Origin of the sequence: Luteimonas chenhongjianii (genome assembly GCF_002327105.1) — a bacterium.
Lineage (GTDB): Bacteria > Pseudomonadota > Gammaproteobacteria > Xanthomonadales > Xanthomonadaceae > Luteimonas > Luteimonas chenhongjianii.
On the sequence record NZ_CP023406.1, the window covers coordinates 426,366 to 437,424 of the forward strand.

Here is an 11,059-nt window from a genome sequence, read left to right on the forward strand (position 1 = left end):
TCAGCGCTTGGCGACGGCGTCCGGGTCGGCGTCACGGGCGAGGAACTGCGTGGTGACCGAAGGCAGATGCTCGAGCAGCCACTGCGCCATCTCTTCCTCCTGCTTGAGGATGCCGCGACAGACCCGCGCGGTTTCCGTGTCCCCCGCGGCCTCTGCGGCGGCGATGAGCGTGGTGTAGGTGGCGATCTCCAGCGTTTCGAACACGTAGCCGGCCATTGCGCCCTTGACCACCTCATCGGACGCCACCGATCCGCCCACCGCCTGTCCAAAGGCCGCAAGCCGGCCCATGACGTCCTTGACCACCGACGGCTTCTCGCCAAGTCGCTCGAAACACGTCTCCAGCAGCTCGCGCTGGCCCTGGGTTTCTCCGATGTGCTGGGTGATACGCGCTTCCAGCTCCGGATAATGCTTGATGCGCGCGGCCTGGGCCTTGAGCATCTGCTCGGCCTGCTGTTCCATCGCATGCGCATCCCGCAGCCAGTGGATGTAGTTCTTCATCACCTCGGTCATGAGATCTCCTTCCTGTGCTTGGATTGCCTGGCAGACTTGCCGATCAGTCGAGAATAAGCAGCGGACCGGCCTCGCCAGCGTGAAGTCAGCGCCTCCGCGTCCGCCATGGCCCGGAAAAACGCCTGCAGACGCAGGCCATACCTGCAGGCGGTTGCCTACCAGCGCAGGGCGAATACCGCCCGGTCACCCTCGCGCGCGAGCGCCACGTCGAACCCGCGGGCCTCGATGCTACGGGCGATGCGCACGCACTCTTCCTCGCTCAGCTGGGCAGCGTCGATATCCGATTCGAGGCAGTGCCTGGACTCGCGCGCCGCGGCTTCGGCCTGGCGCAGGATGTCGGCTACGACGAACTCCGCCAAATGGCGTTGTGCGGGTCCGGCCAGCGAGCGTGCGTCGTCCGCATTGAAGCCGCGCATTGGTTGCGAGGTCATCGCGTTCTCCCGACTGGTGACTGTCGGGTCCTGTCTATCCGCCCGGGCACGGCGCGCACGTCAAAACGGCGCGGTCAGCTTGGTGGAGGAATGCTTTCGCCGCTGCAGGCAAGTGCCGGACGCGGCCGGATCAACGCGCATGCCGCGCCAGCCGCTGACGCAGTGCGCCGCTGCCCCAGGCCACGAGCGCGGCCGGCACTGCCAGCACGGAGGCATACAGCAGCCCGGCGATCATCAGCGCTGATGCCCCTGCAACCGAGACCACGACGGGCACTTGGGCAAGCATCACGATCGCGCCCCAGAGCCAGGCGCGCGAGGGCGCGATGGCGCCCAGCGCCGCGGACAGCGCCAGGGCGCCGGGAAAGGCCATCGTCCAGAACACGGGCGCATCCCAGGGTTCGACGCCACCGGATGCGGCGGACACCATCGCCCAGTACCCGAGGCCGCCCGCTGCGGCCAGCGCTGCTGCAACCCACCCACGCGATCCAGGCATCGTCTACTCCTCGCTGTACAGGGCTCCAGCAAACACAGCACTGCGGAACACCGGATGAGTCACCCGCCGGCGATCGAGGCCTGCCCGCGCAATCGGCACGGACGCGGCACAGCCGCACAAGCCCGCCTCAGGCTGCGCGCGTACGCCGGGCACGCTCGAGATGCACGAGCAGCAGCGAGATCGCAGCCGGGGTCATGCCCGGAATCCGCTGCGCCTGGCCGACGGTCAAGGGCCGTACCTGGGCAAGCTTCTGGGTGATCTCGGCCGACAGGCCGCGCACCTGCGCGTAGTCGAAGCCGTCGGGAATGGCCGTCGTTTCCTGGCGCTGCTGACGTTCGATCTCGACGCGCTGACGCTCGAGATAGCCGGCGTACTTCGCCTCGATCTCGACCTGTTCGGCGACATCCGCCTCGGCCACGCCGGGGCCCAGCGCCTGCACCCGCATCAGGTCCGCATAGCCGAGCTCGGGGCGACGCAGCAGGTCGATGCCATTGCTTTCGCGGCGCAGCTCGATACCGAGCGTGGCGACCGCATCGCGGCCGATCGCGTTCTGTGGCGAGGCCCAGATCCCGCGCAGTCGCGCGGTCTCGCGTTCGATGGCCTCTCGCCGCCGCTCGAAGCGCTGCATGCGCGCATCGTCGACGAGCCCGAGGCTGCGGCCGACGTCGGTCAGTCGCAGGTCCGCGTTGTCCTCGCGCAGCTGCAGCCGGTATTCGGCGCGGCTGGTGAACATGCGATAGGGCTCTTTCGTGCCGTGGGTGATCAGGTCGTCGACCAGCACGCCGATATAGGCCTGGTCGCGGCGTGGACTCCAGGCATCGAGACCCCGCACCTGGCGCGCGGCGTTGACGCCGGCGAGCAGCCCCTGCGCGGCGGCTTCCTCGTAGCCGGTGGTGCCGTTGATCTGCCCCGCGAAGTACAGGCCCGCCACCGCGCGTGTCTCGAGCGTGGCCTTGAGGCCGCGCGGATCGAAGAAGTCGTATTCGATCGCGTAGCCGGCGCGGGTGATGTGCGCCTGCTCGAAGCCGACGATGCTGCGCACGAACTCGAGCTGCACGTCGAACGGCAGCGACGTCGAGATGCCGTTGGGATAGATCTCGGCGACGTCCAGCCCCTCGGGCTCGACGAAGATCTGGTGGCTGGACTTCTCGGCGAAGCGCACCACCTTGTCCTCGATCGAGGGGCAGTAACGCGGCCCGATGCCTTCGATCTGGCCCGAGTACATCGGCGAGCGATGCAGGGCGCCGCGGATGATGTCGTGGGTGCGCTCGGTGGTCTGGGTGATCCAGCACGGCACCTGGCGCGGATGGTCGTCGCGGCTGCCCATGAACGAGAACACCGGGCGCGGATCGTCGCCGGGCTGTTCGACCATCGCGGCGTAATCGAGCGTGCGGCCATCGATGCGCGGCGGCGTGCCGGTCTTGAGCCGGTCGACCACGAAGGGCCGCTCGCGCAGGCGCGCGGCCAGCGTCGTCGCCGGTGGATCTCCGGCGCGGCCGCCGGCGTACTGTGTTTCGCCGACGTGGATGCGTCCGGCCAGGAAGGTGCCCGCGGTCAGCACCACGGCCCGGGCGTCGAAGCGCAGCCCGGTCTGGGTGATCGCGCCGCGGACCACGTCGCCGTCGATGACCAGATCGTCGACGGCGGACTGGAAGATCGTCAGGCCGGGCTGGGCTTCGACCGCACGGCGCACGAAGGCGCGATAGAGGTTGCGGTCGGCCTGGCAGCGGGTCGCGCGCACCGCCGGACCCTTCGATGCGTTCAGACGCCGCCACTGGATCCCGGCGGCATCCGCCGCGCGCGCCATCACTCCGCCGAGGGCGTCGATCTCGCGCACCAGGTGGCCCTTGCCGATACCACCGATCGCAGGGTTGCAGCTCATCACGCCGATCGTCTCGACGTTGTGGGTCAGCAGCAGGGTGCGGGCGCCGGCGCGCGCAGACGCGAGCGCGGCCTCGGTGCCCGCATGGCCGCCGCCGACGACGATGACGTCGTAGCTGTGGAAGTCGTTGCGCATGCGCGGATTATCCGCGAGATCGGGGCCGACCGGTGCCAACCGCCACAGTTGGCACAGTTTCTGCGTGGATGTCGGGGCACCCGCTGCGGCCAGCGTCGATCAAGGGGGACGCGGCCGGAATTGGAACAGGGCCGGCCAGGTACGCAGCGGGGAAGCACGGGGCCGGATGTCGGGGGACATCCGGCCCCATTTTTTTTCGCGCGCATCGGCGCGGGGAAGCCCTGGATCAAGAGTCGACGCCCGGCGGAGACGGAACAGGGGGGATCCGGTATCCCCCGCCGGGCGTCGACAGTCAGTGTGACCTTTTCGTCGGAAACCGACGCTGCCGGTCACGCATGCGCAGCTTGTCCCGTGATCCGCAGACGCGCAAGCGTCAAAGCGGCTCGACTTCCCGGTGTGTGACGCTCGTCCTTCTTTCGCCGCGCGGACCCTGGCGAGGCGCCTGCAGCACCACGGGCGCGCGGTTCTGCGGCGCCGCCTGTGGGGGACGCTGAAGCACCGGCGGGGCCGCGGCCTGGCCGGACCCGATCTGCTGGGCCGGCCGTGGCGGACGGAACCCTCGGCGGGGGCCGGTGCGATGTTCGCCGTCGCCACGGGAAGGACGGTCACCCCGTCCGTCCGGGCGACCGGGGCCAAGGCCGTCGCCACGCGATGGCGGGCGACCCTCGTTGTTTCCACCACCGGGACGCCCGTCCCCCCACCAGCCGGGCCGATCCGGGCGGCCGTCGCCGTCCCCCGGGCGACCGGGACGTCCGCTGTTCCAGCCGGGCCGGTCGGGACGCCCACTGCCCTCGCCCGGACGCCCGGGCCGGTCGGGCCGCTCGCTGCCCGGACCGCCGGGACGGCCGTGACCGGTGCCCGGGCGGTCCGGGCGCTCGGGCCGCGCGTGCTCGTAGGGTGGACGGCCATTGTGCGGCGGGCGGTATCCGGGGCGTCCGGGGTAGACGGGCTGCACGATGATCGGCGGCGGGCGGTAGTAGCCACCGCCGTAGTAGCCGTAGGGATAGCGGTTCCACGCGTCGTAGCGACCAGGGACGCCATAGCCGGCGCCACCGTACACGCCGTAGCCACGTCCGTAGCCGAGGGTGCCGTAGGGCGCCCCGTAGTAGTAGTCGCCGCTGCCCCCGCGGTAACCATAGGTCGTACAACCGGCGAGCGTCATGCACGCGACGAGCAGAAAGGCCTTGCGGATCATGGCGGTCACCTCGGTGGATCAGGCGGCCAGAATCCGCCGGCCGCATTGAATCCGCCCTTAAGCGGAGCTGCCGCGCAGCGGGCGCGCCGGGCGCCGGTGATTCCCGGCGGTTGCTCCGTTACGCTTGCCCGATGACGGACCCGATACCACCGCCGACCGCGGATGACGTGCTTGCCGCGGCCGCCCGCATTGCCGGCCATGCCCACGTGACCCCGGTACTGCGCGCCCGCACGCTTGACGCTGCGGCGGGCTGTTCGCTGCACTTCAAGGCCGAACATCTCCAGCGCGCGGGCGCCTTCAAGTTCCGCGGCGCCTGCAATGCGGTGGGGTCGCTCGATGCCGAGGCCGCGCGGCGCGGCGTAGTCACGCATTCATCGGGCAACCACGGCGCCGCCCTGGCGCTGGCGGCCGCGTCCCGCGGCATCGGGTGCCACGTAGTGGCGCCCGAGGGCGCGGTCGCGACAAAACTGGCCGCAATCGCGTCCTATGGCGCAGTGCTGCATCGCTGCGAGCCCACGCTGGCCGCGCGCGAGGCGCTGTGCGAACGGCTGCGCGTGCAGACCGGCGCGACCCTGGTCCATCCCTATATCGACCGCAACGTGATCGCTGGCCAAGGCACGGCCGCACTGGAACTGCTGCAGACCGCGGGTCCGCTCGATGTCCTGGTGGTCCCGGTGGGCGGCGGCGGCCTCGCCGCGGGCACCGCGCTGGCGATCGCGCACGCCGCGCCCGCGACGCGCCTGGTGCTGGCCGAACCGCGCGGCGCCGACGACACGCTGCGCTCGCTGCAGGCCGGCCGCCGTGTCGAAGACCTCGTCCCCGATACCGTCTGCGACGGATTGCGCGGCCTGCTCGGCCTGCCGAACTTCGGGATCCTCCACCGGCATCGCAGCGGCGGGGCGCCGGTCGAGGTGATCGCGGTGGACGACGCGGACACGATCGCGGCGATGCGCCGGATCGCCGTACACACCAAGCAGCTCGTCGAACCCTCCTCGGCGATCGCGCTGGCGGCGGTGCTGGCCAACCGTTCGCGGTTCTCGGGCCTGCGGGTGGGCATCGTGCTCAGCGGCGGCAACGTCGATCCGGAGCGACTGCCATGGCAGTCATGAGCGGCCCGGAGGCGCGATGACACGCAGGAGACGCAGTCCGCTCGGCCGGCTGCTGCGCTGGTGCTTCTGGCTGACGCTGTTGCTGGCGGCCTGGCTGCTGGGCGTGGCTGCGTGGATCGTCCATGTGGGCAATCGCGACGATGCCGCGCCGGCCGACGCCATCGTGGTCCTCGGCGCCGCTGCCTACGACGCCCAGCCGTCGCCGGTGTTCGAGGCCCGCATCGACCATGGGCTGGACCTCTATCGCGCGGGGCATGCCAAGGTGCTGATCTTCACCGGCGGCTATGGCGGCGCGCGGGCGCGGTTCTCCGAATCCCAGGTCGCCCGCCGCTACGCGCTGCGACAGGACATCCCGGCATCGGCGATCCTGATCGAATCGCGGTCGCGCACGACGGTGGAGAATCTCGTCGAGACCCGGCGCCTGTTGCAGGACCACGGCCTGCAGCGGGTGATCGTGGTCAGCGATCCGCTGCACATGGCGCGCGCCTTGCGGGCCAGCCGGCGGCTTGGCATCGACGCCATCGGTTCGCCCACGCCATCGACACGTTTCCGCACCTTCCGTACCCAGCGCGAGTTCCTGCTGCGCGAGGTGTATTTCTTCCATCGCGACCTGTTCGAAGTGCTCAGGGACGGAATCGGGTCATGACCGCCCATCCGCAGCCCGCGGCCCGGTTGCTGGTCGAGGCGTATTACGCCGCATTCAATGCCGGCGATCGCGAGGCCATGCTCGCGCTGCTGGGCGACGACGTGGTGCACGACCTCAACCAGGGACCGCGCCAGACCGGTCGCGCCGCGTTCGCCGCCTTCATGCAGCGCATGGACGCCTGCTATCGCGAGCGGCTGGACGAGGTGGTGGTCCTGGCCTTCGCCGACGGCCGCCGCGCTGCGGCCGAATACGTGGTGCACGGCCAGTACCTCGCCGACGATGCCGGGCTGCCGCCCGCAAGGGGCCAGACCTACAGGCTGCCCGGCGGCGCGTTCTTCGGGATCGAGGACGGCCGGATCACCCGCGTCACCAACTACTACAACCTGGAAGACTGGATCGCGCAGGTGCGCTGAGCGCGCCCAGGCCGCCGGGACGCCGCGGTGGTGGGCGCGCGATCGGCATGCGCGAACCCGACGCAGAGGGCGCATCAGCGGCGGCGATGGCCCTGCCCGATGCGCCAAGCGATGCGCCCTTTCAGCGCGCGGCCTGACCGTCGGCGACCAGGGTCAGACCTTCGCTGAGCAGCCAACGCGTCGCCATCACCCGCTGCGGCTGCGGTTGGTCCTTGAGCACATCGACCATGTGCCGGAACGACCGGCACCGCGCCTGCCGGCTATCGGGATCGGTGCCGGTCGCGGTCATCCCGATCATGAAGCCGTCGTGGAGCAGGGTGGCCGTCACTGCGGCCGCGCGCAGGACCTGCTGGGCGGCAGCGGGATCGAATGCCTGCGGCTGTCCCTGCAGGCCACTCAGCGCGACATCGGTGAAGGCGTTGGCGAAGCGTTCGCGGCTGGCCGGTCCAAGCGTGTCGACGGTGCGCTGGAAGGCGGCAAGATCGCGGCGCGCGTCCGGTTCGAACAGGGCGCACAGGGCGGTCGCCTCGGCCGGTTGCCGGGAAGACTGCAGCACAGCCTGGAACAGGGCATCGATCGAGGGCGCCGACGCGCGTCGCAGCACGTCACTGCCGGTCGCGAGCACCGCCGCGGGATCGAGCCGTGACAGGTCGATCTCGTACTGCTGCTGCGCGCTGGCCATGCCGGGTGCGACGAGGGCGGCGCAGCACAGGGAAAGGGCGAGATATCGGCGCATCGCTGGGGCACTCCTGACCGGCACGGTGAGCGCGAGTCTAGGTGTGCGCGGCTGAACTCTGCCGGCGCGCCGCCTGCGGTCGTGCACCTCGCCAACACGCGCATGCGCATGGTCGGCAGGTGGGCTGCGGTGTATCGCCCGGTCTGGAGGGCGCGGGGTCACAGTGCGCGGTCCACCGCTTCTGCGCGCATCGCCGACGCGCAGACCGGCCTTCAGGTCAGGCCCGCTGCCGCACCGGCATGGTGAAGGACAGGCGGCCGCCGGGGCTGTCGAGCTCGGCGGTCAGCTGGCCGCCGTGCGCACGGGCGATTTCCCCGGCAGTGAAGAAGTTCCAGGCGTCCTGCCGCCCGACGCCTGCAGGTCGGACCAGTGAACCGCTGACCGAATCGAGCACGTGGACGGGCAGCGACAGTCCCGTCGCGCGCACATCCATCCGCAGGCGGTCGCCGGCGGTTCCGATGTCGACGCTGACCGTACTTTCCGCGTCGCTGTGGCGCAGCACATTGACCACGAGGTTGGCGAGCAGCTGGGCAAGCGGTCCGGGCGCACAGTCGACCGTGCCGTCGATGCGGCACTGGGTTGCGATCGGACGTCCCGGATGCTGCGCGGCCAGCCGGTTCAGCATGCGCGTGAGCTCCGATGTCAGTGCCGCCGCCCCGACGGCGGTCAGCTCGGCGTCCGCGCTGATCTGGTCGTGGTTGAAACTGGCCAACTCCTCGATCACGTCCGCCATGCGCCACGCGCTGTGTTCGATGGAGCGCGCGAGCGCCTTCGCCTCCTCGCCGAGGCCACGCGAAGTGCGCAACGCGTGCGCGTCCATGACCACGGCCTGCAGCGGGTCGCGCAGCCCGTCGCTGACCTCGCCGATGAACTGTTCGCGCGCGCCCGCCACGTCGAGGGCGCTGCGCAGCGCCGACTGGCTGAGCCGCAACCGGTCCACCGATTCGAGTTCCGAGCCGATCAGCTGCGCGAACAGCTCGAGCATGTCGACCATGCCGCGGGCCTCGACACTGGACGGCTCCGGATCGATCGCACACAGGGTGCCGAAGAACTCGCCATTGACGGCGTAGAGCGGCACCGAGATGTAGCTCTCCAGTCCGTAACGCAGCGGCGTGTGATGGTTCGCGTAGACGGGATGCGCACTGGCGTGTTCGAACACGACCGGGCGCCGGTGGTCGCGGATCTCGTTGCAGATCGTCGTCTCGAGCGGCAGCTCGCTGCCGGGCACCAGTCCGAACTCGATCCCGTCGCGCACCGCGCAGGTGATCCATTGCGTATCCGTCACCCGCGCCACTGCCGCGAACCGCAGGCCGGTGAGCCGGGTGACCACTTCCAGCAGCTTGGGGACGAACGCGATCCGGCTGATGGCCGCGACATCGGGGTGATCGGAGCCGTCCATCCTTGTCTCCCGCCGCGCCCCGGAAGCGGGCCATGGCCATTGTCGGCCATCCGTTGGCCGGGGGCCAAGACAGCGGTCGTCGCGGCGGCCGCGATCATCGGCGCGCATCGACGGTACCGCGACGAAGCTGCGTGGCGTGCAGAACCGGCAGGGTGCCTGCACGGCATCGACACGGCGCGCGCCATGCTCGCACAGCGCGGCCGCACTGCGCGGACGCCCCACACGCGAGGCATGACATGCACACCAACAAGACCGGCAACGAAGGCGCGTTCGCGGATCAGACCGCGCAAGGTGAATCCGACCACAGCGAAGGCCGCCGCAATCCGGGTCAGGGCAGCGAGCCGCTCGGCGGGCAAGACGGCGACGGCGGCCACGACGCCGACGGCAGCCCCTCCCGCCAGGGGCCGCGCCCGGGCAAGGGCTGACGCAGGCTGCGGCGTCGCCGGCTCAGCCGTCGCGACGCCGTACCGGAATCGCACTGGCAGGGAACCGTGCCAGCTCGCCGTCGGCCTCGCGGATCGGCGCGCCATGGGCCGGCGACCATGCCATCGCGGTGATCCACTCCCAGCTTGCCGGCAGGCCTGCCTCGGTGCGGAACTGCTCGTAATGCGCGGCTGCGGCCGCGAAGCGCGCACGCCCGGTCAGCGCGCGACGACGGCTGGCAAGCGCATTGGTCGCGCCGGTCGCACGCTGCTCGCGCATCAGCGATTGCATGTCCGGATGCCAGTGCACGGCCACGTCGCGGTCGAGCACCGGATTGCGGAAGCCCGCGCGCATCAGCGCGTCGCCGAACTCGGCGATCGACGCGAACGGGCTGACGTGCGGCTCGGCGTCGGCGACGCCGAACGACTCGCGCAGTTCGATCAGCGTCTGCGGGCCGAAGGTCGACACCAGCAGCAGGCCGTCGGGCTTGAGCACCCGGCGGAAGCCGGCGAATGCCGCGGGCAGGTCCTCGACCCATTGCAGGCACAGATTGGAGAACAGCACGTCGACGCTGTTGTCGGCCACCGGCAGGGCGCGCAGATCCGCGCACACGCGATCGACGGGTCTGTGCAGGCCCAGCCGGTCACGCCAGCCCGTCCTCACGGGCGCCTGCTGCAGCATCGACAGCGAGAGGTCCATCGCGATCACGCGCGATTTCGGCCAGCGCTGGTGCATCGCCAGCGCTGCATGCGCCGGGCCGCTGCCGACGTCGAGCACGACCGCCGGCACGCGGTCGTCGAGGTATTCAAGCGATTCGAGCAGCTGGGCCTCGACGCCGCGCTGCAGCGCGGCGGCGGCGGTGTAACTGGCCGAGGCGCGCGAGAACGCACGGCGCACCTGCCTGGAATCGAAAACGGACATCATCGGTCTGCCGTGAACTGGAGCAGCCGCGCGGCAACCGCGTCGGCGTGGGTGAGGAACGGGGCGTGGCCGGCGTGTTCGATGGTCTCGGCGAGCGCACCCGGTGCCAGGGCTGCGGCGGCCCGCATCGCCCGCGGATCGACGAGGCGGTCGCGTCGGCCAGACAACCACAGGCTCGGCACGGTCAGCGACGGCAGCAGCGCGCGCAGATCGCTGCGCTCGAGCAGGCCCAGGCCATCGGCGAGGACATGCGCGGCCGGTTCACCGCGTGCGAAGACCTCGGCGCGCAAGGCGCGCAGTTCACCGCGGGCATCATCGGAGCCGAACGCCTCCAGCGCAAGAAAGCGATCGAGCGTGGCGCGGTAGTCGCTGCGCAAGCCCTGGGCGAAGTCGCGGAAGATCTCCGCCGACATGCCGTGCGGCCAGTCCTCGCCGCGCACGAAGCGCGGCACCGCGCACAGCATGCCGAGCGCGGGGACCCGGTGCGGATGCCGCGCCGCCGCCTGCAGGGCGAACAGACCGCCGAGCGACCAGCCGACCCAGGGCGCTGCCGGCAGCGCATCGGCCAACGCGTCGACGACGGGGCCCAGCGCGAGCGGCAAGGCGGCGTCGCGGCTCAGGCCGTGGCCCGGCAGGTCGACCAGATACAGCGTGCGCTGCGCCTGCAGGCGTTGGCGCAACGGCGCGAACACGCCGCCGTGCATCGCCCAGCCATGCAGCAGTACCAGCGGCGCGCCCCGGCCTGCCACTTCGATGTGCACTCCGT

At 70.8% G+C, this 11,059-nt stretch carries 13 protein-coding genes; 4 read left to right on the forward strand and 9 right to left on the reverse strand.

All coding sequences use genetic code 11. The features are described 5' to 3' along the window. The 5 genes from CNR27_RS01955 to CNR27_RS01975 form a co-directional block, all read right to left on the reverse strand. The gene (locus CNR27_RS01955) at window positions 1–510 is read right to left on the reverse strand and encodes a ferritin-like domain-containing protein (protein ID WP_096296692.1); all 510 of its coding nucleotides are present in this window, start codon (window positions 508–510) and stop codon (window positions 1–3) included. A 155-nt stretch (window positions 511–665) separates the two neighbouring features. Next, on the reverse strand, window positions 666–941 hold the full coding sequence (locus CNR27_RS01960; RefSeq protein WP_157745195.1) for a hypothetical protein: 276 nt from the start codon (window positions 939–941) through the stop codon (window positions 666–668). Window positions 942–1,071: 130 nt separating this feature from the next. Next, window positions 1,072–1,434, reverse strand: a complete 363-nt coding sequence (locus tag CNR27_RS01965; RefSeq protein WP_157745197.1) for a hypothetical protein — start codon at window positions 1,432–1,434, stop codon at window positions 1,072–1,074. A gap of 127 nt (window positions 1,435–1,561) precedes the next feature. Beyond that, a complete protein-coding gene (mnmG, locus tag CNR27_RS01970; RefSeq protein ID WP_096296695.1) occupies window positions 1,562–3,451 on the reverse strand; it encodes a tRNA uridine-5-carboxymethylaminomethyl(34) synthesis enzyme MnmG in 1,890 nt (629 codons plus the stop codon). 373 nt (window positions 3,452–3,824) lie between these two features. Further along, window positions 3,825–4,646, reverse strand: coding sequence for a hypothetical protein (locus CNR27_RS01975; RefSeq protein WP_096296696.1), 822 nt, complete (start codon window positions 4,644–4,646; stop codon window positions 3,825–3,827). 131 nt (window positions 4,647–4,777) lie between these two features. Here CNR27_RS01975 and CNR27_RS01980 point away from each other — a divergent pair, with 131 nt between their 5' ends. The 3 genes from CNR27_RS01980 to CNR27_RS01990 are packed head-to-tail and all read left to right on the forward strand — an operon-like array spanning window position 4,778 to window position 6,814. Continuing rightward, on the forward strand, window positions 4,778–5,755 hold the full coding sequence (locus tag CNR27_RS01980; protein ID WP_096296697.1) for a pyridoxal-phosphate dependent enzyme: 978 nt from the start codon (window positions 4,778–4,780) through the stop codon (window positions 5,753–5,755). A gap of 16 nt (window positions 5,756–5,771) precedes the next feature. Continuing rightward, entirely contained in the window at window positions 5,772–6,401 is a 630-nt protein-coding gene (locus CNR27_RS01985) for a YdcF family protein (RefSeq protein WP_096296698.1), read from the forward strand. Then, window positions 6,398–6,814: a ketosteroid isomerase-related protein gene (locus tag CNR27_RS01990; RefSeq protein ID WP_096296699.1), complete on the forward strand. Its 417-nt coding sequence runs from the start codon at window positions 6,398–6,400 to the stop codon at window positions 6,812–6,814. Before CNR27_RS01985 ends, CNR27_RS01990 begins: the two co-directional genes overlap by 4 nt. 121 nt (window positions 6,815–6,935) lie before the next feature. On the opposite strand, the gene CNR27_RS01995 is transcribed toward CNR27_RS01990, so the two are convergent. Together CNR27_RS01995 and CNR27_RS02000 are read right to left on the reverse strand one after the other, a co-directional pair. Then, on the reverse strand, window positions 6,936–7,550 hold the full coding sequence (locus CNR27_RS01995; RefSeq protein ID WP_157745199.1) for a hypothetical protein: 615 nt from the start codon (window positions 7,548–7,550) through the stop codon (window positions 6,936–6,938). Window positions 7,551–7,767: 217 nt separating this feature from the next. After that, the gene (locus tag CNR27_RS02000; protein ID WP_179948211.1) at window positions 7,768–8,949 is read right to left on the reverse strand and encodes a GAF domain-containing sensor histidine kinase; all 1,182 of its coding nucleotides are present in this window, start codon (window positions 8,947–8,949) and stop codon (window positions 7,768–7,770) included. A gap of 236 nt (window positions 8,950–9,185) precedes the next feature. On the opposite strand from CNR27_RS02000, the gene CNR27_RS02005 reads away from it, so the two are divergent. Next, window positions 9,186–9,374 (forward strand): hypothetical protein, encoded by a 189-nt coding sequence (locus CNR27_RS02005; protein WP_096296702.1) that lies wholly within the window; start codon window positions 9,186–9,188, stop codon window positions 9,372–9,374. 22 nt (window positions 9,375–9,396) lie between these two features. On the opposite strand, the gene bioC is transcribed toward CNR27_RS02005, so the two are convergent. Both bioC and bioH read right to left on the reverse strand, forming a co-directional pair. Then, window positions 9,397–10,296: a malonyl-ACP O-methyltransferase BioC gene (bioC, locus tag CNR27_RS02010; RefSeq protein ID WP_096296703.1), complete on the reverse strand. Its 900-nt coding sequence runs from the start codon at window positions 10,294–10,296 to the stop codon at window positions 9,397–9,399. Then, window positions 10,293–11,054: a pimeloyl-ACP methyl ester esterase BioH gene (gene bioH / locus CNR27_RS02015; protein ID WP_096300175.1), complete on the reverse strand. Its 762-nt coding sequence runs from the start codon at window positions 11,052–11,054 to the stop codon at window positions 10,293–10,295. The genes bioC and bioH overlap by 4 nt, the downstream gene beginning before the upstream one ends. Window positions 11,055–11,059: the final 5 nt, after the last annotated feature.